Origin of the sequence: uncultured Mailhella sp., assembly GCF_944324615.1 — a bacterium.
Taxonomy (GTDB): domain Bacteria; phylum Desulfobacterota; class Desulfovibrionia; order Desulfovibrionales; family Desulfovibrionaceae; genus Mailhella.
This window is the reverse complement of sequence record NZ_CALUWY010000041.1, coordinates 1-23,440: the sequence shown is the minus strand read 5'-3', so window position 1 is coordinate 23,440 and position 23,440 is coordinate 1. Positions and strand designations below refer to the sequence as shown.

Below are 23,440 nucleotides of genomic sequence, written 5' to 3'. Positions count from 1 at the left end.
AGAGCGTTGATACAAGGTTATCCTTCGCAAACAGAAGAAAAAACAGCACGTTGAACAAGGCTTTCCTTCACACACAGTAGCAACATAGCGCCTTAATAAAGCATGTTCTTTTGCAAGCGGAAGCCTTACCGCGCGTTGAACAAGGCTTTATTCTCCGCAAACAGAAACACGCCCGAACCATACGTTTCCCGATATCACTGTTTTCCGGCAAAGGCCGGAAAACAGTCGGCCTGCGTGAGCGGGTCCGGCAGGACACGCTCACACTGAGGAAGCAGCCCCTACGCCGCAAGCCGGAACGTTCCGCGTCCTGCTGTCCATCCCTTCCCACAGAGGGCAAAGCGCATTCCCGTCCGCGCCGGAGCGCCTTCCCGTACAGCAGCGAGTCGGAGGAAGACTTGAGCGCCCTTTCCGAACGTCCTCCCTGCCAGATGAGGGGGGTCGGGGGGAATCATTCCCCCCGAGAAACGCTTTCTTCCGGGGGCCGGGGCAGCGCCCCGGTGCCTTTACGGAATGCCTGTGCGGGCTGCATGCCTTTCCGCTTTTCTCTGCCTTCCGCCTTCTGCGTTTAAACAGAAACGGCGGGATTTCTCCCGCCGTGCTGACTGGTTCTGTTTCCGGGTTACCTTCGCACGCTCACGAGGTAGAGGCGGCAGAGGGCCACGGCAAGCAGCAGGGCATCCGGCCCCCAGGCGGCCATGAGGGGCGGCAGGGAGCCCATCTGTCCCAGGGATTCGCCGAACATGGTGAGGGAATACATGATGAAGGTTGCGGCCATGCTCAGGGCCACGGCGATGTAGACATTGGAATTCCACGAAACGATGGCCGCGCCGAGCAGGGCCATGACCACGAGGGAAGCGGCGTAGGAAATTTTGCCGTGCCACACGGTACGCAGGCCTTCCACGTTGGAGCCTGCCTCGCCGAGCTGGTCTATGGCGTCGCCGAGCTGCCAGAGGGGGAGCTGCTGGAGGCTGTTGGATTCCGTGGAGAAGAAGAGTTCCGGATCCTGATGCAGGGGCAGTTCCAGACGGGGCAGGACCTCGCGCTGGTAGGTATCGGGGTAGAGGCGTTCGGCACTGGCGGCCACCCAGCCGGACACGCTGCCCTTCACGCGGGGGGCGCGGACAATGACATCCACGTCGGAAGCGCCGTCGCGCACATGGAATGCCGAGAATCCCGTGCCTTCGCCGTTGGGCTTCAGGGCGGCAATGGAGACGGTCCAGCCGTCTTCCATGAACCACACATCGGAAATGGTGCGCTGGCTCAGATCCTGCTTGCGCACCTGTTCACGCCAAATCTGCTGGGAATAGCGCTCGCCCTGCACACCGAGGAACTGGGAACAGGCGAACTGCACGCCTCCCCAGAACACGCCGCAGAACACCAGCACCGTAGCCACGGTAAAGAAGGAAATACCGCCCGCATGAAGGGCCGTGAGTTCCCTGCTGTGGCCCATGAGGCAGAGCGTCACCACGGTGGCGAGCAGGAACACGGCGGGCAGAATCTGGGCTATAATGGAAGGCAGGCGCACACCGAAATACTGGAGGATGAGCCCGAGGCCGGACCCCGCCTCGATGAAGATATCCACCCTTTCCACAATATCGGTGAGCAGGTACAGGCCCACGCCGAGGCCCATGATGAGCAGAAGCAGACGCGCGTGCCGCTGGAAAATGTAACGGAAAAGCAGGCTCATGCCTTATCCTCCTTCTTTTTCCTGCCGCTTCTGCGCGAATTCCAGTATTCCGTGATGCGCGGCATCCTTTCCTGCGCCGCAAGCCGCATGCCGTACAGACCGAGCAAAAGGAAGACGACATTGGGCACCCACAGGCCTATGGTAGGCGCAAGATCGCCGCTTTCGCCGAGGCTTATGCCCAGCATGAGCAGGCTGTAATAGACAAGGAAGAGCAGCAGCGCCATGAGCACGCCGGTCTGCTGCTTGAGGCCCTGGAAGGACGTGGCAATGGGTATGACGAAGATGCACAGCACCACGCACGCCAGGGGGAAGACGAAGCGCTTGTGCCGCTCCACCACGATCTTGCGCGCCATGCGCGGATCGGTCTTCTGAAGGGCGCGTTCGTTTTCCTTGTCGTACAGGCGCTGCCAGGTGTATTCCTTGGGCTTGACCGGGCCCATGTCCACGCCCTGGAACAGGGAGTCGAAGCTCAGGCGCACGGCGTATTCCTGAAAGCCCATGATGGAAAGGGCGTTGTCCTTTTCCGTATAGCTGCGCCCGTTCTTGAGCAGGAAAATGATTTCGCCGTTTTCATAGTCGGCATCAAGGCTGCCGTCGGGCGCAAGAATGGTCATGGTGGTATCCTTGGCGCGGCGGTCTTCCACCATCACGCCCGCCATGGTGCCGGACACGGGGTCCACCTTGCGGGCGAACATGACCATGTTGGGCACATCCTTGTTGAACACGCCGGGCTGCACCACCACGCGGGCGCTGCTGCTTGCGATGTTCAGCACCTCGGAACGGAAATTCCCCATGCCCCAGGCCTGCCAGTACAGCGATATCCAGAAGCCGAACAGCGCGCAGAGCACGGAAAAGAAGAGCGAGGCGGGAAGCATCTGATAAAGACTCACCCCGCCCGCCTTGAGCGCCACCAGTTCCCTGTCGGTGCTCATGCGCAGAAAGGTGAGGAATACCGAGAGCATACACGCTATGGGGCAGATGATGAGCAGAAAGAACGGGCTGAGATAGCCGAAAAGGCGCAGCGTATCCCAGATGTTCAGCTCAAGCCCGAGGAGCATGTCGCGCAGCTGCAGCGCGCGGCCCATGAGAATGAACAGAAGCAGCACGGCCATGGACAGAAAAAACGTCTTGCCGTGTTCCAGAAGCAGGCGTCGCTGAAGGAGATTCATGCGCGCGCCTCATCCGCCTGCTGAGCAAAAAGGCGCTCCAGCGCCTCCTGATCGAGAGGCGAAAGGTTGAAGCGCACACCCGCGCCGTCCAGAAGTTCGGCCACGCCCACGGAGGGACATTCCCGCCTGCGTTCCACCATATATCTGAGCGCGCGGCGCACGAGTTCTTCATGCTGCATAACGGTAGCCATATTTTCTCCACATGCGTCTGATTCCGGGTCCGCGCCCGGCAATCCGGGGCGACGGCGCACAGGTCCGCCGTCCGTAGAAAAGGATATACGCAAGAGCTTTCACGGGCTTTGCCGTTTTGTCAATCCATTTTTCCCGGGGCACGACACAAGGGAGGAAGGGAAAAAGCGCCCTTCCCCGGATTCTGCTCCGAGATGCCGAAAAACGGCGGCCTGCCGCTCCGAAACGGCCTTTTCCGCATCCTTTCTCCGGCATACTGCTCCGGAAAGGACGGCCGGAACCTCTCCGGACATCGGAACCCGCCGTACAGAACGGAAAACGCCCCTCTCCGCCCCGTGCGGAGCAGAGAGGGGGGAATCTTCGGGCGGCACCGGCCGGGGCGGTACATGCCGCCGGGCCGATGCCGGAAAAAACTAGTCCAGCACCACCATTTCGCCGGGTTCCATCACAAGAGGACGGCAATCGGGCGCGTGGCGCTTCAGAGCCTCCACAAAGGCGTCGGCATTCTGGGCCAGCACGGGGAAGGTCTTGTAATGAATGGGCATGGCCACGGGGGCCTTCAGAAGCGCGGCGGCCTTGGCGGCAAGTTCGCCGTCCATGGTGAACACGCCGCCTGCGGGCAGAAGGGCAAGGTCGAGGTGGAAGCGGTCGGCAATGAGCGCCATGTCACCGAAAAGCCCCGTATCACCGGCGTGATACACGGTGTGGCCGCCGGGCATTTCCACCACATAGCCCACGGGGGACCCCATGGCCGCGGAATGGAAGGCCTGAGTCATGGTGATCTTCACGCCCTTTTCTTCCAGCGTGCCGTCCACGTTGCCGCCCATGCCGTAATTGATGATCTGCCCCGAGGGCACGCCGCGTTCACGGAACCAGTCCGTGAGATCGGCAATGCAGAAGAGCTTCGCACCCGTGGTACGCACGATTTCCACAGCCTGCCCCATGTGGTCGCCGTGGTCGTGGGTGACGGCCACAATGTCCGGCCTCGGAATTTCCTGCCAGTCGGGAGCAAGGGGGTTGCCTTCGAAAAACGGGTCGATGAGCACGGAAACACCGTTCTCGCTGAGCATGACGTTGGCATGGCCGTACCAGGTAATGTGCAGCTGCGACATGGAATACCTCCGGGAAAGGGGGTTCGGGTTCATGGAATAACCCCGCGCCCTCACAAGGAAGGCGGGGGACCTTTCTTTTAATATTCCGAAGGCCCACGGTCAAGACGCGGATCTGTTCACGCCTGCTTTCCGGCAGAGCGCTGCGGAAAAAACGTGAAAAAAAGCCCCGTACACGGCCGGATTGCCGGACAGGCCGGGGCACGGGAGGCCCGACAAGGAAAAAAGCCCCGCATACGGCAGCATGCCCGGGGTACGCAGCGCAGTTGCCGGAACCTCACTGCCGGAAAACTGCCTTTTGGGGGCAGACGGCCATGACCAAGGAGAAAAGGACGGGAAAAACGCTTCCTCCCTGCCCTGATGGGGCGCGCCGGGGAGCCGCACTGCCGGAAAGGGCCGCATGGCCTGAAAAAGATGGCCCGGGAAAGCGCCCCGGAGCCGGGCCCGCCCCAAAAAGGTGAGAAAAATGCCATGCGCCTTCCTGCCCAAAGTTCCGGCAGGCTGCACAGCGCGGGAAAAGCGCGGCAGGCGCACCTTTAGCGGGCAAAACGGAGCCTGTTCGCCCCGGATATCCTTATGAATGGGGAAGCGCTTTGCCAAACGGCCCGGCCTGCAGCGGCCCGGCAACACCGGCCTTGCCTGCGCCGCCTTTTCCCCTGCCGGGCGCGCTTCCCAAAGGGCCCCGGGGCCGCACTTTTGTGCGACGCCTTGACAAAAGCCCCGGCCCGGGCAACTCTCAGCCCGCGGCCCCTGCCGCAAGGAGCCACCATGACGCGCTTTTTCCCCCTCCTTGTTCTTGCCCTGCTTCTTCTGCCTTTTCCGGCCCGTGCCTTTGACGACGGGGTGGACAAGCTCAACTTCACCACGCCCGACACCTTCACGGAACTGACTGACCATGAATGCGACCTGTTCAAGGATACGGAAGAACAGGCCGTGAGCCACGGCAGGCTGATCAAGATGTACCTGCCGCAGTACATGGCCCATCAGTACCGCTACGGCAGCCGCGACGCGGTGACGCGCCAGGTGCTCATCTGTGCCATGGAGGGGCAGAAGCGCCCCCTCACCCAGAAGGATGCGGAACTTCTGGCCCGCTCCACGGAGGGGCTGTTCATCGGCTTTTCCCGCATTCCGCGCAGCCGCACCGATACCCCGGCCCAGGAAATGGAAAACCGGGAAAAGGCGCTGGAACGCGCGCTGGAAACGGGTTCCCCCCTGCTGGTGGATTCCCTGCGCACCTCAAGCGCCTTCCTCTATACCTGCCTCATCCACTACAATATGATGGAACGCGGGCCGAAAAGCTGGCTTTCCACGGCCATGGCCACGGCCGTGGTACCGGTGAAGGATACCGTGCTCTTCGTGACGGTGAGTTCCATTCTCGGCCACGACAACCCCGAACCGCACCTCGACTGGGTGAAGGAAACGGCGGGCACCTTTGCGGACATGATAGTCCGCGCCAACAAGGCGGAAAAGAAGTAGGCGCGCCGCCTCAAAAACCTTCCCCTGCATGCCGGAAGGCCCGCAGCGCGCCCTCAACGATGCGGCGCACCGTGCCCCCGGCCGCGGCACGAAGCCCCGCCACTGCTCCTGCCGCACACAGGCACGCCCTGCCAGATATCTTTCCGCAGCCTGCGCCGCATACGCTGATGCCCCGGCGCTGCCCTCTGCCTGCTCCCGGCGCCCTTCCCCCCGCGCACGGCCCCCGCTGTACCGTGTGCCTCCCGCTTGTCATGATGAAGGCACCGGCCTGCCCGTCTTTTGACATGCGCAATCTGCCTTTTTCTCCATTCTGCCCCTGCCGGGCCTTCTGATGCTCCGCGCCCCTTAAAAATCGAACGGCGAAGGCAGGCGGGCACGCTGCCCCGCACGCCTGCCCCGCACGGCCGAAGAGCAAAAAGAATGTGCCCAACGTGCAGCCTGCGCCGCCTACGCTGATGCCCCGGCACCGCCCTGTTTTTCTGCGCGCCGCGTTCCCCGGAGCTTCGCACGCACGGCTTCCGCTTTTCCTGTGCGCCGTTTCTCCCCCCCCCCCGCATGGATCCCGCTCCATTCTTCTCTTGAGACAGGCCCGCTCTTTTGCGGTTCCCGTGCGCATAACTTTCTCTTCTGGCCGACAGGCGAAGCCCTGAGCCGATGACCGGTTCCCCCTGCCCGCACGCCTCTTCCATAGTCGGATAAGTCCCTGAAGAACTTGCCCACACCAGTTCCCCCGCGCACGGCTCTTCCACTTCTTCGGTCTTCGCATCGGCCAGCGCGCCCCCGGTTTCCCCGCCACGCCCGGCGCTGCTCCCGGCGCCCTTCCCCCCGCGCACGGCCCCCGCTGTACCGTGTGCCTCCCGCTTGTCATGATGAAGGCACCGGCCTGCCCGTCTTTTGACATGCGCAATCTGCCTTTTTCTCCATTCTGCCCCTGCCGGGCCTTCTGATGCTCCGCGCCCCTGCAAATCGAACGGCGAAGGCAGGCGGGCACGCTGCCCCGCGCCTGCCCCGCACGGCCGAAGAGCAAAGAGAATGTGCCGAAGGTGCAGCCTGCGCCGTGCGCCACGCCCTCCCCGCCCTGTTTTTCCTGCGCCGCCGCGTTCCCCGGAGCTTCGCACGCACGGCTTCCGCTTTTCCTGTACGCCGTTTCTCCCTGCCAGTTTCCCCGCGCACACCGCTTCCTCCGTCATGCCCGGCGCTGACCCCCGCCCTGATTGCCCCGCACGCCTTTCCCCTCCCCCTTCCCGCTCTTTCTCCGCACGGCGCATTCTTCTCCCCTGCCGCCCAAACAAACGCTTGCCTTGTGCGGGAAAATGGGGTAGAAACTCCCGGTTACACACAATGCACACATCGGCAGCGGCCAGGGTTCCCGCGCGGCGAAGTCGCCCCACGGGTGAAGGGCCAGGGTCGATGTGGAAGACAAACCCTTTTTTTTCAAGGAGAATTACCATGGCTTACGTCAGCATGAAACAGATGCTGGAAACCGGTGTGCACTTCGGCCACCAGACCCGTCGCTGGAACCCCAAGATGCGTCCCTTCATCTTCGGCGCCCGCAACGGCATCCATATCATCGACCTCCAGCAGACTGTGAAGCTGTTCCGCACCGCCCATGACAAGATCGTGGAAACCGTGGCGAACGGCGGCAAGGTGCTCTTCATCGGCACCAAGCGCCAGGCTCAGGAAGCCGTGGCCGCCGAAGCTGCCCGCGCCGGTCAGCCTTCCGTGACCAACCGCTGGATGGGCGGCACCCTCACCAACTTCGTGACCATCCAGAAGAGCATCGAACGCCTGAAGAAGCTCGAAGCCATGTTCGCCGACGGCTCCATCAACCGCTACCAGAAGAAGGAAATCCTCAGCTTCCAGCGCGAACTGGACAAGCTGAACCTCACCCTCGGCGGCATCAAGGACATGGACAGCCTTCCCCAGCTCGTGTTCATCATCGACCCCCATCGTGAAGAAATCGCGGTGAAGGAATGCCGCAAGCTCGGCATCCCAATTGTGGCCGTGACCGACACCAACTGCGATCCCGACGTGATCGACTACATCATCCCCGGCAACGATGACGCCATCCGCGCCATCAAGCTGTTCGTGAACGCCATGGCCGAAGCCTGCATCGAAGGCGCCGCCCAGAGCAAGGAAGTGGCCGACCCCGAAGCGGCCATGCAGCAGGCCGCCGAAACGGCCGAAGCCGCGGAATAACCCTTTTCTCTCAAGGAGCAATGACAATGGCTATTACCGCTGCCATGGTGAAGGAGCTGCGCGACAAGACGGGCGCGGGCATGATGGACTGCAAGAAGGCTCTCACCGAATGTGAAGCCGACGTGGAAAAGGCGCTTGACTGGCTCCGCCAGAAGGGCCTTTCCAAGGCCGCCAAGCGTGCCGACCGCGCCACTTCCGAAGGTGTGATCGCCTGCGCCACCGCTGAAAACGGCAAGGTTGCCGCCATCGTGGAAGTGATGACGGAAACCGACTTCGTGGCCCGCGGCGAAAAGTTCCAGGGCTTTGCCAAGTCCGTGGCCGAAGAAGTGGCTGCGAACGCCCCTGAAAATCTGGATGCCTTCCAGGACCGCGTGAACGATCTGGCCGCCTCCACCGGCGAAAAGACCGTGCTCGGCCGCTTCGTGCGCATGCACATCGAAGGCGAAGGCCTCGTGGGCGCCTATGTGCACTCCAACGGCAAGCTCGCCGTTCTCGTGGAAGTGAACACCGACAAGAGCGCGGATGAAAACGTGGCCGACTTCGCCAAGAACGTGGCCATGCAGATCGCCGCCTCCAACCCCCTGGCCCTCGACGCCTCCAGCCTCGACCCCGCCCTTCTGGAACGCGAACGCGAAGTGTACCGCCAGAAGGCCCTTGCTGAAGGCAAGCCTGAGAAGATCATCGACAAGATCGCCGAAGGCGCCGTGAAGAAGTACTGCAAGGAAGTGTGCCTGCTCGACCAGGCCTACATCCGCGACGACAAGATGAGCGTGCAGGACCTTCTGAAGGCCACCGCCAAGGCCGCCGGCTGCTCCGTCAGCCTCGGCAAGTTCGTCCGCATCCAGCTCGGTGCGTAGTTTGCCCATAAGGGCGACTTTTCAAGAAAAGTCGCCCCGGCAAGCTTGAATCCGACGGAATATCAGGATACAAGGGGAGAGAACATTTCTCTCCCCTTTTTTATGCCCTTTTTACGGATGCCTCATGGAAGATCGCGTACGCCTCACCGCTCTCATCATTACCCTGAATGGGGAACGGCTCCTCGACAAATGTCTTGAATCCCTTTCCTTCTGTGACAGAATCCTCATTGTCGATTCCTTCAGTTCCGACAGGACGGAAGAAATCGCCAGGGCCCGCGGGGCCATCTTCATTCAGAACAAGTGGCCCGGCAACGCAAAACAGATCCGCTACGGCATCGACTGGCTCGCGGCCAACGCCCCCACCGACTGGGTGCTCATGCTCGACTGCGACGAAATCATTTCTCCGGAGCTCAAGGCGGACATTCTCGCGGCCCTCGCCTCCCCGGGCGACAAGACGGCCTTTTCCATGCCCCGGCGCACCTGGTATTTCGACAGATTCCTGAAGCACGGCGGCTGCTACCCCGACAGGCTGTTCCGCCTTTTCCTGCCCGATGCCATACGCATCGACAACAACGGCGCGCATCAGAAATTCGTGCCCGCCGGCCCCTACGGCGAACTTTCGGGCGACATGCTGCACTATACCTACTGCAGCTTCCAGAACCAGCTGGAAAAGCTCAACGACTACGCCGAACGCGGAGCGCGCGACCTTGAGGCCAGGGGCAGAAAGGGCGGCGTGCTGGTGGGGCTTCTCCACGGCACCTGGCGCTTCATCGACATGTACATCCGCAAGCTCGGCCTTCTCGACGGCAGGGCGGGCTTTCTCATGGCGGCGCACACGTCGTTCTACACATTTTTGAAATACGTCCGCATTCACGAAGGCGGCTGGGGCGCTCCTTACGAGCACGGCCTTCCGGGCGCGGGCCATTCCACACACCCTGATTCCAGAAGAGGATGACGATGAGCGAACTCAAATACCGGCGCGTGCTGCTCAAGCTGAGCGGCGAAGCCCTCGCCGGTGAAAAAGGCAGTGGCATAGATCCCGATACCGTGCATCTCATCTGCAAGGAAATCGCCGACGTGGCGAGCCTCGGCGTGCAGCTTGCGCTGGTCATAGGCGGCGGCAACATCTTCCGCGGGCTTTCCTCCTCCGCCAAGGGCATGGACCGTTCCAACGCCGACTACATCGGCATGCTTGCCACGGTGATGAACGCCGTGGCCGTGCAGGACGCGCTGGAAAAGATGGGCTGCCCCACGAGAGTGCTTTCCGCCATCGACATCCGGGAGCTGTGCGAACCCTACATCCACCGCCGCGCCATACGTCACATGGAAAAGGGGCGCATCATCATCTGTGCGGCGGGTACGGGCAACCCCTATTTCACCACCGACACGGCGGCGGCCCTGCGCGGCACGGAACTCAAGTGCGACGCCATCATCAAGGCCACCAAGGTGGACGGCGTGTACGACAAGGACCCCATGAAGCACAGCGACGCGGTGCGTTTTGAAGAGCTCTCCTACGATGAGACGCTGCGCCGCCACCTCAAGGTCATGGACGCCACGGCCATCACTCTGGCCCAGGAAAACAGCGTGCCCGTCATCGTGTGCAGCATGTTCGGCGGTCACATCAAACGCGTTGTCTGCGGCGAAGCGGCAGGCACCATAGTAAAGGGAGAATGACATGGATATCGAGACTCTGCAGCTCGACGCCGAAGAACGTATGGAAAAAGCCCTCGTCGCGCTTGACCGCGACTTCGGCAAGCTCCGTACCGGCCGCGCCACCACGAGCCTGGTGGACAACATCAAGGTGGACTACTACGGAACGCTGACGCCCATACAGCAGCTCGCCTCCGTGGCCGTGCCCGACAGCCGCACCGTCACCATCCAGCCCTGGGACCGCAACGCCTTCTCCCCTGTGGAAAAGGCCATTCTGAAGTCCGACCTCGGCCTTACGCCCATGAACGACGGCCGCCTCATCCGCATCACGGTTCCGCCGCTCACGGAAGAACGCCGCCGCGACCTCACCAAGGTGAGCAGAAAGTACACGGAAGATGCGAAGGTTGCCCTGCGCAACATCCGCCGCGACGTGAACGACGCGCTCAAGAAGCTGGAAAAGGACAAGGAAATTTCCGCCGACGAGCTGAAGAAGGCCATGGACGACGTGCAGAAGCTCACCGACGCCTATGTGAAGAAGGCGGACGTCAAGGCCCAGGCCAAGGAAAAGGAAATCATGGAAATCTAGCCCCGCCGGGGCCGGGGCGGCTTTCCGCCGCCCCTTACGGAAAAACACTCCGCAGGGCGGGCACGGGCCTCTGCAGGCCGCCTCATGCGCGGCCGGACAGGGCTTTTCCGGCGTTTTTCGCGCACAAAAGGCTCCCTGCATGACAGAGCACACCTCCGCCCCTTCTGCGGAGCGTTTTTCATACCGACAGGAAAAGGCATGGAAGGAAAGCTTCCCGAGCACATTGCCGTCATCATGGACGGAAACGGCCGCTGGGCCAGGGAACGGGGCCTGCCCCGCTCCAAAGGGCACCTTGCGGGGGTGGACGCGGTGCGCACTCTCGTGCGCGAATGCCGCCGCCTCGGCATAGGCCATGTGACGGTATATGCCTTTTCCCGGGAAAACTGGCAGCGGCCCGAAACCGAAGTCAGCTTTCTCTTCGACCTGTTTCTGCAGTTTCTGCGGCAGGAACTGCCGGAACTCATGAAGGAAGACATACGCCTTTCCTTCATCGGTGAAGCGGGCGACCTGCCCTTCGCCGTGCGCCGCGCCCTGGAATACGCCATGAAGAAGACGGCCTCCAACCGTTCCATGGTGTTCACGCTGGCCATAAGCTACGCCGGGCGGGAGGAAATACTGCGTGCCGCGCGCCTCGCCCTGGAAAAAGGCCTGCGGCCCGAAGAGCTCACGGAAGAGGCCTTCCGCACCCTGCTCTACGACCCGGCCCTGCCCGACCCCGACCTTGTCATACGCACAAGCGGCGAGGAGCGGCTCAGCAATTTTCTGCTTTTCCAGAGCGCCTATGCGGAACTTTACTTCAGCCCAGTGCTCTGGCCGGACTTCGGGCCGGAAGAGCTGGAAAAAGCCCTTAAAAGCTATGCCGGGCGGGTGCGCCGCTTCGGCAGGACGGATGAACAGCTGAGCTGACCGGCCAGCGGAAGGAATGTGCTATGAACGAAAAATTTCGCGCCGCATCGTTGAGCCTGCGGCTCGTCACCGCCGTGGTGCTCGCGGCCGTGCTCATTGCCGCATGGAGCATGGGCGGATGGTACGTCGCCGCCCTCGTGGCCGTGCTCGCCGTGGCGGGCATGGGGGAATTTCTCTTCATGTTCCAGCGCGAAGGCGGCTGGGGCATGAAAATTCTCGGCCTTGTTCTCAGTGCGGTCTATGTGGGTTCCTGCGCTCTGGCGCCCGTTTTCGCGCCTGCGCTTGCGCCTCACCTTGTTCTGGCCTTCTGCGCCCTGGTGGCGGGCCTGTACGCCCTCATTTTCTGGAGCCGTGAAAAAACCCTCGTGCCCATGCACCACGCCGCGGTCATGCTCTGCGGCCTGCTCTACATTCCGGTGCTGCTTTCCCCGGCCATGCAGTTTTCCCGCTGGGAACAGCTCTTCGTAGTGCTGCTGCCCGCCGCCTCCGACATGGCGGCCTACTTTGCGGGCGTGAGCTTCGGCAGACATCCCATCTGGCCGGGCGTGAGCCCCAAAAAGAGCGTGGAAGGCGCCGTGGCGGGCCTTGCGGCCGCCGTTGCCGTTTCCTGCATCATGGGCGCGCTGTTCGGCAAGGCGGGCATGGCGGCCTTTGCGCTGCTCGGCGTCGTCATGGGCGTCATGGCCCAGCTCGGCGACTTCTTTGAATCCGCGCTGAAACGCGCCGTGAACGTGAAGGACTCCAGCCACCTCCTGCCCGGTCACGGCGGCGTGCTCGACAGGCTGGACAGCATTTCCTTCTGCGTGGGCACCTATGCCCTCGCCTCCGCCCTGCACGCCTTCTTCTGACAAGCATGCCCCGCGCCTCTGCGCGGGGTTTCCGTATCCGGAAGGAACCCGGCATCCGGGTTCCTTTTCCGCATCCTTCCGCCATGCGCGTCCCGGGCCATGGGGGAAAATCCTTCCCGCGCCGTTTCCGCCCCCCTTTTTTGCGGAACACGGCCTTTTTCCGTTCCCCGGCCCCCTTCCTGCGGAAGGCGCCCTGCCCCTTCCGGGAGTCTTCAAAACACAAAGGAATGTTGATGAAATACATCAGCGGCATACCCTGTGAGACCAATGCCCTGCCCTTCCCCCGCCGCCTTGCCCTCATGGGCTGCACCGGCTCCATAGGCACGAGCACCCTGCGCGTGCTGGAGGCGTGGAAGGATTCCGGCAGATTCACGGTGCAGGCCCTTGCCGCCGGCCGCAACATCGAACTGCTGGCCCGGCAGGCCGACCTGTGGCGTCCGCCCTTTCTCGCCATACTGGAAAAGGACGGCGCGCACGGCACAGACGCCCTGCGCGCCCTTCTGCCCGCAGGCTACCGGCCGGAAATTCTCACCGGCAAGGAAGGCTATGCCCGCCTTGCCTCCCTGCCCGAGGTGGACATGGTGCTTTCCGCCCAGGTGGGTGCGGCCGGGCTCCGGGCCACGGTGGCCGCAGCCCTTGCGGGCAAGACCGTATGCCTTGCCAACAAGGAATCGCTGGTGCTTGCCGGGGAACTCATCCGCAACCTGTGCGCCCGCACCGGCGCGGTGATACTGCCCGTGGATTCGGAACACTGTGCCCTTTTCGAGAGCATGGCGGGCCGCAGGGAAGGCGACATTGCGCGCCTCATTCTCACGGCTTCGGGCGGCCCCTTCCGGGGAAAGAGCCGGGAATTCATGGAGAAGGTGCGCCCGCAGGACGCCCTGAAGCACCCGAGCTGGTCCATGGGGGCGAAAATCACCATTGATTCGGCCACGCTCATGAACAAGGGGCTGGAAGTCATCGAGGCCTTCCACCTGTATCAGGTGCCGGTGAAGGACATCGAGGTGGTGGTGCATCCGCAGTCCGTGGTGCATTCGCTGGTGGAACTTGCCGACGGTTCGCTCATCGGTCAGCTTGCCGTGCCGGATATGCGCGTGCCCATTGCCGCCTGCCTTTCCTGGCCGTATCTTCTGGATGAAGCGCGCACCGGCATACGCCGCCTGCACCTTGCCGATGTGGGGAGCCTCACCTTTGAAGAACCCCGCCGCGACCTGTTCCCCTGCCTCGACCTTGCCTGCCGCGCTCTGGAAAAGGGCCTCACCGTGCAGCTCAACGCCGCCAACGAAGTGGCCGTGGCGCGCTTTCTTTCCGAAGACATCGGCTTCACCCATATTCCGGCGCTGGTGGAGGACGTGCTCGGCGCATCCACGCTCCGGCAGGATTTCACCCTGCATGACGGCTCCCTCGGCGCGCAGGTGGAAGCGGCTCTGGAAAGCATAGAGGCCTGCGACGCAGCCGCCCGGCAGCTTGCCGTGCGCTGGCGCGCCAAGGCATAGGCCCGGAGCGCCCCCCAGCGCAAAAAGCCCGGCTTTTCCCCCGGCCACGCGCATTGCGCATTGTGCTTTCAGAAAAAATTTCCTATTAATCCGCCTTGGAGACAGGGTATTCCGCGCGCTCCCGCCAAAAGAGGACGCGCCCTTCCGGCACCGTATGCCGGAAAGGGCAGAAAAAGCCCGGCAAACGCGCAGAACAAGGCCTTTTTTCTCCTCTGCCGGGCAGGCCCGGCCCTTCCCGGTGAAAACCGCACCGATTTCAACCTCAACGGGGCGTTGAGCGCCCTTCAGGCATTATGCAGTCATTACTCCACTATCTTTCCTACTGGGATTCCGCGCTGGCCGTGGTGCTGGTGTTCGGAGGGCTCATCTTCTTCCATGAGCTGGGGCATTTTCTGGCCTTCCGCGCCTTCAAGGTGGGGGTCATCACCTTTTCCATAGGCATGGGGCCGAAACTGTGCAGCTTCCGTCGGGGCAAGACGGAATACCGCCTTTCCTGGCTGCCCTTCGGCGGCTATGTCTCGGGTGTGGGCGAATACAGCGACGAGGTGGAAAGCCTCGGCTTCACGCAGGAAGAGGCCGTGACCAGCAAGCCCGCATGGCAGAGGCTCATCATTGCCTTTGCCGGGCCGTTCATGAACCTTGTCATTGCCTGGTTCATCTACTGGGGACTCACCATGAGCATGGGCCTTGCCGTGCCCCTGCCGCAGGTGGGAGCCATCATCAAGGGAAGCGCCGCCATGGAGGCGGGCCTTCAGCCCGGCGACATGATCACCGCCATCGACGGCATGAAGATCGACCGCTGGGAACTCGTGCCCGAAACCGTGGGCGCTTCCGGCGGCCGCACCCTCGACGTGGAAGTGAAACGCGAAGGCAGTATTCTGCACTTTTCCATGACGCCCACGCGCAGCGAACGGACCAATATCTTCGGCGAAACGGAAACCGCCTGGCTCATCGGCGTGCAGGCCTCCGGCGCGGTGCGCTATGAGGAAAAGGGCCTCTTTGCCTCCGCCGCTCTCGGCCTCAGGCAGACCTGGAACATGATCGACGTCACCCTCACCGGCGTGAAAAAGCTCATCACCGGTTCCGTGGCCGCCGATTCCGTGGGCGGGCCCATACTCATCGCCCAGATGCTCGGCAAACAGGCCGCAGAGGGCCTCGCCCCCCTGCTGCTGCTCACCGCGCTCATCAGCGTGAACCTCGGTCTGCTCAATCTCTTCCCCATCCCGGTGCTGGACGGCGGCGCCATCCTGTTCTGCATCGTGGAAATCATCGTCCGCCGCCCGGTGCCCGAAATGGTGCAGGAATGGTCCATGCGCGTAGGCGCGGGACTGCTCATCGCGCTCATGGTCTTTGCCACCTTCAACGACGTCATGCGCTGGTTCAGGTAAGCTTATGCAGGATATCACCCTTGTTCTGAATACCGCGGAAAAACGCGTGCAGTTCGCCCTTTTCCGCGCAGGCTCCATGCTCTGTGCCGAAGACTGGCTCGCCCAGCGCGGCGGCACAGAACTGCTCGCCCCGGCACTGCGCCATGCCTGCGCCCGCCTCGGCTTCACCCCCGCCGCCATAGGCCGCATCGCCTGCGTGGCAGGCCCCGGCAACTTCACGGGCCTGCGCATAGGCCTGACCACGGCCTCGGCCCTGGCCCGCGCCGTCCATGCCCGGCAGGCAGGCATCAACTACCTTCAGTGCCTGGCCGCCAACGCCCCGGCCCGCGAAGGCGAAGAGGTGCTCGTGCTCACCAATGCCCGGCAGGGCCTTGCCTACGGCGCGCGCTTCCGTGCCGATGAAGCCGGACTGCCCGTGCCCATGGGCCGCACCTTCCTGCTCCCCCTGCCGCCCCTCCCCGAAGGCTTCCTCCCCGGTTCCCCCGCCTTCGTGCTCGGCAGCGCCGTGAACAGCAACCTGGAATGCCTGAGGCAGGCCCTGCCCGCCTCTACCCGTATCCTCACGGGCGACGCCGCCATCCCCACCCCGGCTTCCCTCGCCGCCATGGAACGCACCATCCGCTGGGAACTCGAAGACCAGTCCGATATCCCCCCCCTCTATATGCGCGACTGCGACGCCGTGGAAAACCTCGACGCCATCGCCCGCGCCCAGGGCCGTACCCCGGAAATCGCCCACCAGGAACTGAAACGCCTCACCCACGCTTCCCTGACACTGGTGGAGGACTAAGGCAGGAAGAGAGGAAAGGCACGCGGGGCCTGCCCCGCACCCCGAAAGGCACCGGGGTGCGGGGCAGGCCCCGCGTGCCTTTCCTGCCTTTCCTCTCTTCCGGGGCATGAGGGAATACGGGGCATGGGGAGGGGACTGCAACGGGTACGGGAAGATTCTTTCAATGTATGAGGGGGGTATTACAGCAAGGCGCTTGTTTCCTCTTGAAATATGGGAACAAAATATTGCCTGCAACAAAGGGGCGGGGCATGGAGGGGCATTTTGCGGGCAGGTGCAATGTTTTGAAAGAAAGATTCATTTACTAAGTACAGGAAATTCCGCTATACAGAAGCTGTCGGCAGGATTCCGCACCATTTATCCCCTGGAGAACTCTTCCGGAGTGCCCATGAAAAGAAAGATCCTTATTATTCTTGTGCTGCTGCTTATGGTCTGCGCTTGCGGCTTCTGGTGGTACGACCACAACCGGAGTTCACAGCAGGTGCATTACCTTACGGAAAAGGTGACACGGGGCAACATCAGAAAAACGGTGAATGCGACCGGCGAAGTAGACGCGGTGCAGCTTGTGACGGTAGGTTCTCAGGCCTCGGGCAAGATCATGCAGCTGAATGCGGAGATCGGCCAGAAGGTGAAGAAAGGGGATCTCATCGCGCAGATTGACCCGACGACGCGGGAGAACGATCTCGACACGGCGCGGGCGATGCTGAAGACGTATCAGGCACAGCTTGAATCGCGCAAGATTGCGCTGAAGGTGGCGCAGACGAAGTATGACCGCGAGCTCAAGCTGAGGAAGAGCGATTCCACTTCCCGGGCGAATCTGGAAGACGCGGAGAACACGCTTGCGGCGGCAAAGGCCAGCGTGACGGAAATGGAATCGCAGATACTGCAGCAGAACATTGCGGTGAACACGGCGGAAACGAATCTGGGATACACGAAGATTGTGGCTCCGCTGGATGGTGTGATCGTATCGGTACCGGTGAAGGAAGGCCAGACGGTGAACGCGAACCAGACCACGCCCACCATTGCGCAGATAGCCGACCTTACGGACATGGAAATCAAGATTGAGGTTTCGGAAGGCGACATTCCCTTCATCAAGGAAGGGATGACCGTGAGCTACACGCTGCTCGGCGCGCCCGACAAGGTATACAGGACAAAGATCACCTCCATCGACCCGGGCGACACCACGCTTTCGGACGCCACGTCGTCTTCTTCCGGCGCCTCCACGTCCTCGTCGTCCTCCTCGTCGTCCACCTCTTCGGCCATCTATTATTATGCCAAGGCCCGCGTGGCCAACCCCGACGGCGTGCTGCGCCTCAGCATGACCACGCAGAACGTCATTGAAATCGACAAGGTAAGCGACGTGCTTCTTGTGCCGAGCCTTGTGATTCAGAGCAGCCGGGGCAAGAATTTCGTGCGCGTTCTCGGCAAGAACAATCAGGTGGAAACGCGCGAGGTGGAAGTGGGGCTGACCAACAACGTGATGACGGAAATCCGTTCCGGTCTGCGCGAAGGGGAATCGGTCATCGCCACGGAAATGTCGGCGGAAGAGCTCATGGACAGCCTGGCCAACCCGCGCAGCAACCGCAGATCCTCGCCGCCTCCGCCGCCGCGCTGATGCAGGGGGCGCGTCACGCCGGGGCGCACCCGGCGTGATGGGCGCAGGGGCATTTCGCCGGGAAAAGGCCCTGTCTCCGGCAACCTTCCAACGTCGGTCCGTTCCCGGAACGCACGGAGAACATCATGGTCACTCTTGAAGTGAAGCATATAGGCAAGCACTACGGCGAAGGAGAAAACCGCGTTCAGGTGCTCAGGAATGTAAGCCTGAGCATTGAAAAAGGGGATTTCGTCGCCATCATCGGGCAGTCCGGTTCGGGCAAGTCCACGCTGATGAACATTCTGGGCTGTCTGGACACGCCCTCGGAAGGTTCGTACTTCGTGGACGGCATTGCCACGGACGGGCTCGGTCCGGACGATCTGGCCCGCCTGCGCGGGGAGAAGTTCGGCTTCATTTTCCAGCGCTACAACCTGCTCACCAGCCTGAGCGCCCGGGAAAACGTGGCTCTGCCTGCGGTATATGCGGGCATGGGCAGCACGCAGCGCAACACCAGGGCGGAAGAGCTGCTGCACAAGCTGGGGCTGGAAGGCAAGACGACGAACAGGCCCAACGAGCTTTCCGGCGGCCAGCAGCAGAGAGTATCCATTGCCCGGGCCATGATGAACGGCGGCGAGATCATTCTTGCCGACGAACCCACGGGCGCGCTGGATTCGAAAAGCGGCGAGAACGTGATGCAGCTGCTCATGCAGCTGAACGCGGAAGGGCATACGCTCATTCTCGTCACGCACGACAGGCACATTGCGGAATACGCCCACCGGATCATAGAAATCAAGGACGGCGAAGTCATCAGCGACGAGCGCAGAAAGCCCATCCACAACACGGCCGGGCCGGAACCTGCGCCCGTGCCCACAAGGTCGTGGCAGTATGTGCGCGATCAGCTGGCCGAAGCCTTCCGCATGTCGGTACAGGCCATACTCACGCACAAGATGCGTTCTCTGCTCACCATGCTCGGCATCATCATCGGCATTGCCTCGGTGGTGAGCGTGGTGGCTCTCGGCCGGGGATCGCAGGAAAAAATCCTTGAAGGCATCAACGCCATGGGCACGAACACCATCGACATCATGCCCGGCCGGAGCTTCGGCGACCGCAATTCGGCGCGCTACACCACCCTCACGGTGGACGACGCCGACGTGCTGGCCGAACAGAGCTACATAGCAAGCGCCACGCCTTCGGCAAGCACCAGCGGCACCTTCGTGTACCGCAACCTCACCTCCACCGGATCGCTGAGCGGGGTGGGCGAACAGTATTTCAGCGTCAAGGGGCTGGAACTGGCCCGGGGCAGGCTCATCAACCGCGCGGACATCGACGAGGCGCGGGCCGTGGCCGTGCTGGACGACAACACCGTGCAGGAACTGTTCCCCAACGGGGAAGACCCCATCGGCGAAGTCATTCTGTTCAACACGCGGCCCTTCCAGGTCATAGGCGTGACAAAAAAGCCCAATGCCACCTTCGGCCCGCGCAGCAACCTCACGGTATGGACGCCCTACACGGCCTACATGACGCGGGTATCGGGCAAGAGAACCATTTCCTCCATCACGGTGAAAATAGCCGACGGCGTTTCCGCGCAGATTGCGGAAAAGGAACTCACGCGTCTGCTCACCTCGCGGCACCGCGGCGTGACGGACTTTTTCACCATGAATACCGACAGCATACGCCAGACCATGGAAAGCACGACCACCACCATGCGGCTGCTCATTTCCTGCATCGCCTTCATTTCCCTGCTGGTGGGCGGCATAGGGGTCATGAACATCATGCTGGTATCCGTCACGGAGCGCACCAAGGAAATAGGCGTGCGCATGGCCATAGGCGCGCGGCAGTTCAACGTGCTGCAGCAGTTCCTCATTGAGGCGGTGCTCATCTGCGTCATCGGCGGCGTGGCGGGGGTGCTGACCTCCGCAGGCATAGGAGCGCTGTTCAACTCCTTCATTCAGGACTTTCCCATGTCGTTTTCCGGCTCGTCCATTGTGCTGGCCATCACCTGTTCCACCCTCATCGGCATCATCTTCGGATACATGCCGGCCCGCCGGGCCTCCACGCTCAACCCCGTGGACGCTCTGGCGCAGGAGTAACCGTATGAAGTCCCTGCCCCTGCTCTGCGCCGTGCTGCTTCTGGTTCCGGGCTGCGCCGGACGCGACTATCAGATTCCCGACGAAGGACTCCTGAGCGCTCCGCTCATTGAGGAAAGCTACCATGTCGACCGCGAATGGTGGAAGCTCTACCACGATGCGGAACTGAACCGGATGGTGGACATGGCCCTTGCGCGCAATATCGACCTGGCCCGCAGCGCCATTTCGGTGAACCGCGCGCTGTATCAGGCCCGGCAGCTCGGCGCAAACCTCGTGCCCTCCTTCTCGGCCTCGGGCGATGCCAGTTCCCGCACGAATCTGGAAAGCGGGCAGGCCTCGCGCTCGTTCAACGCCTCCTTCGGCCTGGCCTATGAGCTGGACCTGTGGGGCCGCCTGCGCAACGCCGCCTCCGCCGGAGCGTGGGAATACCGCGCCACGGAACAGGACAGGGAAAGCACGCGCCTTGCGCTCATCAACAGCGTGGTGAACACCTGGTACAGCATGGCCGACACCTCCCGTTCCCTGGAACTTGCCCGGGAAAGCCTGAACTATTACGAAAGGCTCCTTGCCATTGTGCAGGCGCAGTATGCCGAGGGCAAGACCGACGGACTGGACCCCGCGCAGACCGAACAGAGCCTGCTTTCCCAGCGCGCCACCGTGCTCACGCTGGAAAACCAGTTCGAGGAGGAAAAGCGCACCCTGCGCGACCTGCTCAACCTGCGGCCCGAAGAAAAACTCGACTTCACCCTGCCCGACCTTCTCTCGGTGGCGGTGCCGGAGGTGGATCTTTCCGTGCCCGTGGCGGCTCTCGGGCTCCGGCCCGACGTGAGCGCGGCGGAATACCGCCTGCTTTCCGCCTTCCGCGATCAGGAGGCCGCAAAGGGCGACCTGTTCCCGGAACTCAGCATAGGCGGCACCCTCGGCGCCTCGGCCGCATCCTTCAGCGACTTCTTCACCGCGCCTTTTGTGAGCGGGCTCATCAACCTCAGCCTGCCGTTTCTTGACTGGAATCGTGTAAAATGGAACGTGCGTATCGCCGAAGCCGACTTTGAAGATGCGAAACTTTCCTTCCAGCAGAGCGTGACTCAGGCCCTCAACGAGGTGGCCCTTTACTACCACACCCTGGTCAATGCGCAGCAACAGCTTGAAAACATGAAGAAAAAGTATGAAGCCGACCTGCGTGTGGAAGCCTACCGCAAGGCCCGTTACGAGCAGGGAGCAGATGAACTCAAGGATTATCTGGAAGCCATGAAGGCCAGAAACGATTCCCGGCTTTCCGTGCTGGAGAAGGCCTACGGCGTTATTTCCGCATCCAACGCCGTCTGGCAGGCCATGGGAGGACGAATTTCCAGCCGATAGATAATTTCTTCATGAGATTGACCTTTCTTCATTTTCAGCAGAGAATCGCCCCATCTGAACGTGTTGTCAGCGAGGCGATTTTCTTTTTCCGTCCCCTCTGAGAAGATATAAGGAATATGTCATGAGTACATTTCGCAACCTCTCCTATGCTCTTCTTTTTCTGTCGGTCCTTTCCCTGGCCATGATCTTCCCCTTCTCGCGGGCGAACTACAACATGACCACCTTCACCTTTCTGGGGGTGTTCGTCGCCGTGTTTGCCGTGAGCCTTGTGGCGCTCATTGCCTCCCTTACCATGTATTTTCACTCCAAGAACACGGCCATCACGGTACTCAAGCGCCGCGGCGGCCGCGCCTACGCGGAGCTTCTGCATCATAAAACCCTGCTCATCAGCGCCATAGACGGGGACAAGCACGTTTCCGACTGGGATCATTACCTTTATCATCCCGACGAATTCCCCCGCATCAAGAAGTTCCTGGGCGAGGAATATTTCCTGCTGCTTTCCTGCGATTCGTTCTTCTGCAATTCCAAGGCGGCGCAGGCGTACAACGATTTTAAAACGCTGCACAACGACTTTGCCGCGTTCATCCGCTCCGTTTCCTATGACCGCATCGAATGCGCCAAGTTCAGGAAGCTGTATTTCCGCGTCACCGGCCAGTACATGACCTCCAACACGCCGGAAGAGGAATTCCAGAAGGAAGCCTTCAGCGAAGCCTACGAGGCGCTGCTTGCCGCCAACGAACAGGCGCTCAGCACCGTGGAAGGCCTGCTCTCCAAGATCGAGCAGTTTGAACAGCGCCTGGACCGCTACTATACCGCCGGCACCTCCTGGCAGGTGACCAAGAAGGCCCTGGACGCCCGTTATCAGGTCTGGCTGCACGCCACCGAAGTGTAAGACTCCCCTTCCCGGCCTTTTTCCCTGAAAAAAGGCCGGGCGCTGAAAACGACACGCCCAGCCGGATAACATCCATTATTCCACAACACAAAAGAGTGCGCTGCAAAGCGCACTTTTTTTTGCCCGAAGGCAGACGGCCCGGCGCAGGCAGGGACGGCTGACCTTGCCCGCATATGCGCGACACCTTGCCATCGCCCGAGTACCACAAACGCACATCTGCTCCGGACACACTGTACAGGGGGCGGGGCTTGCACGACTCGGGCCTTGCTTACGCCGCGAGTGAATCGCGGCTGCGCGGCCCTCGCGGCCCGGACGCCCGAAGGCGTCCGGGGGCCCCAGAGCGTTGATAGAATGCATTTCTTTGCAAACAAAAGAAAAAAAGTGCGTTGATACAGGGCCTTCCTTCGCAAGCAAAGGAGCCCGGAGCATTGATACACGGCGTTCCTGCCGGGCAGAGGCCTGCCCCGGCGTGGACATACGGTTATCCCTGCCCCAAAAGCCTGCCGGGCCTTGGGATACCACCGCCCTTCGCAAAACAGAGTGCCCCGGAGCGGTGAAATACGGTCATCCTTTACGCAAACGCACACCGCCCGGGCGTGGATACACGGCTTCCCTTGCAAACCGGGTGCCCGCACAGCGTTGCGGGGCGGGATTTTTCTGCGAAACAGGGCCTGAAGCGTTGAAAAACGGCAGAGCTTCGCAGAACGGGGGCCGGAGGGCTGATTCAGGGCATTCCTTCGCCAACAAAAGAGCCCGGAGCGTGATGCACGGCGTTCCTGCCGGACAGAGGCCTGCCCCGGCGTGGACATACGGTTATCCCTGCCCCCAATAGCCTGCCGGGCCTTGGGATGCGACCGACCTTCGCAAACCGAAGTGCCCCGGAGCGGTGAAATACGGTCATCTTTTGCGCAAACGCACACCGCCCGGGCGTAGAAATACGGCTTCCCTTGCAAACCGGGTGCTCCGCAGAGCGTTGCGGGGCGGCATGTTCTGCAAAACAGGGCCTGAAAGCGCTGAAAGACGGCAGACCTTCAAAGAACGGGGGCCGGAGAACTGATTCAGGGCTTTCCTTCGCCAACAAAAGAGCCTAGGCTCAGGACTCATTAATTGCCAAAAGGGTAAAAAGTTCTTATTGTCGGCATAGGGAGGATGCCATGAAGGAA

General features: G+C 61.9%; 19 protein-coding genes. 15 read left to right on the top strand and 4 right to left on the bottom strand.

Translation table 11 applies throughout. The annotated features are described in order from the left end of the window. Positions 1-619: 619 nt before the first annotated feature. The 4 genes from Q0K07_RS09060 to Q0K07_RS09045 form a co-directional block, all read right to left on the bottom strand. On the bottom strand, positions 620-1,687 hold the full coding sequence (locus Q0K07_RS09060; RefSeq protein WP_294558625.1) for an LptF/LptG family permease: 1,068 nt from the start codon (positions 1,685-1,687) through the stop codon (positions 620-622). Next, positions 1,684-2,856, bottom strand: coding sequence for an LPS export ABC transporter permease LptF (gene lptF / locus Q0K07_RS09055; protein ID WP_294558623.1), 1,173 nt, complete (start codon positions 2,854-2,856; stop codon positions 1,684-1,686). The genes Q0K07_RS09060 and lptF overlap by 4 nt, the downstream gene beginning before the upstream one ends. Beyond that, positions 2,853-3,047 (bottom strand): hypothetical protein, encoded by a 195-nt coding sequence (locus Q0K07_RS09050; RefSeq protein ID WP_294558622.1) that lies wholly within the window; start codon positions 3,045-3,047, stop codon positions 2,853-2,855. The genes lptF and Q0K07_RS09050 overlap by 4 nt, the downstream gene beginning before the upstream one ends. Positions 3,048-3,458: 411 nt before the next feature. After that, on the bottom strand, positions 3,459-4,157 hold the full coding sequence (locus Q0K07_RS09045) for a metal-dependent hydrolase (protein ID WP_294558619.1): 699 nt from the start codon (positions 4,155-4,157) through the stop codon (positions 3,459-3,461). A gap of 765 nt (positions 4,158-4,922) precedes the next feature. Here Q0K07_RS09045 and Q0K07_RS09040 point away from each other — a divergent pair. From Q0K07_RS09040 to Q0K07_RS08970, 15 genes are all read left to right on the top strand, one after another. Next, positions 4,923-5,630, top strand: coding sequence for a hypothetical protein (locus Q0K07_RS09040; protein ID WP_294558617.1), 708 nt, complete (start codon positions 4,923-4,925; stop codon positions 5,628-5,630). A 1,449-nt stretch (positions 5,631-7,079) separates the two neighbouring features. Continuing rightward, positions 7,080-7,829: a 30S ribosomal protein S2 gene (gene rpsB, locus Q0K07_RS09035; protein ID WP_077072794.1), complete on the top strand. Its 750-nt coding sequence runs from the start codon at positions 7,080-7,082 to the stop codon at positions 7,827-7,829. A 26-nt stretch (positions 7,830-7,855) separates the two neighbouring features. Continuing rightward, positions 7,856-8,686: a translation elongation factor Ts gene (gene tsf, locus Q0K07_RS09030; protein ID WP_294558615.1), complete on the top strand. Its 831-nt coding sequence runs from the start codon at positions 7,856-7,858 to the stop codon at positions 8,684-8,686. A 124-nt stretch (positions 8,687-8,810) separates the two neighbouring features. Next, entirely contained in the window at positions 8,811-9,641 is an 831-nt protein-coding gene (locus tag Q0K07_RS09025; protein WP_294558613.1) for a glycosyltransferase family 2 protein, read from the top strand. Positions 9,642-9,643: 2 nt separating this feature from the next. After that, positions 9,644-10,360, top strand: a complete 717-nt coding sequence (pyrH, locus tag Q0K07_RS09020) for a UMP kinase (protein ID WP_294558611.1) — start codon at positions 9,644-9,646, stop codon at positions 10,358-10,360. 1 nt (position 10,361) lies between these two features. Continuing rightward, on the top strand, positions 10,362-10,922 hold the full coding sequence (frr, locus tag Q0K07_RS09015; protein WP_294558609.1) for a ribosome recycling factor: 561 nt from the start codon (positions 10,362-10,364) through the stop codon (positions 10,920-10,922). Positions 10,923-11,120: 198 nt separating this feature from the next. Further along, complete coding sequence (gene uppS / locus Q0K07_RS09010; RefSeq protein ID WP_294558607.1) at positions 11,121-11,828, top strand: polyprenyl diphosphate synthase; 708 nt, start codon at positions 11,121-11,123, stop codon at positions 11,826-11,828. Between the two features lie 23 nt (positions 11,829-11,851). Then, on the top strand, positions 11,852-12,676 hold the full coding sequence (locus Q0K07_RS09005; protein ID WP_294558605.1) for a phosphatidate cytidylyltransferase: 825 nt from the start codon (positions 11,852-11,854) through the stop codon (positions 12,674-12,676). A gap of 233 nt (positions 12,677-12,909) precedes the next feature. Further along, positions 12,910-14,172, top strand: a complete 1,263-nt coding sequence (gene dxr, locus Q0K07_RS09000) for a 1-deoxy-D-xylulose-5-phosphate reductoisomerase (RefSeq protein ID WP_367178883.1) — start codon at positions 12,910-12,912, stop codon at positions 14,170-14,172. A 293-nt stretch (positions 14,173-14,465) separates the two neighbouring features. Continuing rightward, complete coding sequence (rseP, locus tag Q0K07_RS08995; protein ID WP_294558604.1) at positions 14,466-15,560, top strand: RIP metalloprotease RseP; 1,095 nt, start codon at positions 14,466-14,468, stop codon at positions 15,558-15,560. A gap of 4 nt (positions 15,561-15,564) precedes the next feature. Then, a complete protein-coding gene (tsaB, locus tag Q0K07_RS08990; protein ID WP_294558602.1) occupies positions 15,565-16,347 on the top strand; it encodes a tRNA (adenosine(37)-N6)-threonylcarbamoyltransferase complex dimerization subunit type 1 TsaB in 783 nt (260 codons plus the stop codon). A 385-nt stretch (positions 16,348-16,732) separates the two neighbouring features. Beyond that, positions 16,733-17,959 carry an efflux RND transporter periplasmic adaptor subunit gene (locus tag Q0K07_RS08985; protein WP_294558600.1) on the top strand — a complete coding sequence of 409 codons (1,227 nt, stop codon included), beginning with the start codon at positions 16,733-16,735 and terminating at the stop codon, positions 17,957-17,959. A gap of 125 nt (positions 17,960-18,084) precedes the next feature. Continuing rightward, the gene (locus Q0K07_RS08980; RefSeq protein WP_294558598.1) at positions 18,085-20,028 is read left to right on the top strand and encodes a MacB family efflux pump subunit; all 1,944 of its coding nucleotides are present in this window, start codon (positions 18,085-18,087) and stop codon (positions 20,026-20,028) included. A gap of 4 nt (positions 20,029-20,032) precedes the next feature. Further along, complete coding sequence (locus Q0K07_RS08975) at positions 20,033-21,385, top strand: TolC family protein (protein ID WP_294558596.1); 1,353 nt, start codon at positions 20,033-20,035, stop codon at positions 21,383-21,385. Positions 21,386-21,506: 121 nt separating this feature from the next. After that, entirely contained in the window at positions 21,507-22,277 is a 771-nt protein-coding gene (locus tag Q0K07_RS08970) for a hypothetical protein (protein WP_294558595.1), read from the top strand. Positions 22,278-23,440 lie beyond the last annotated feature (1,163 nt).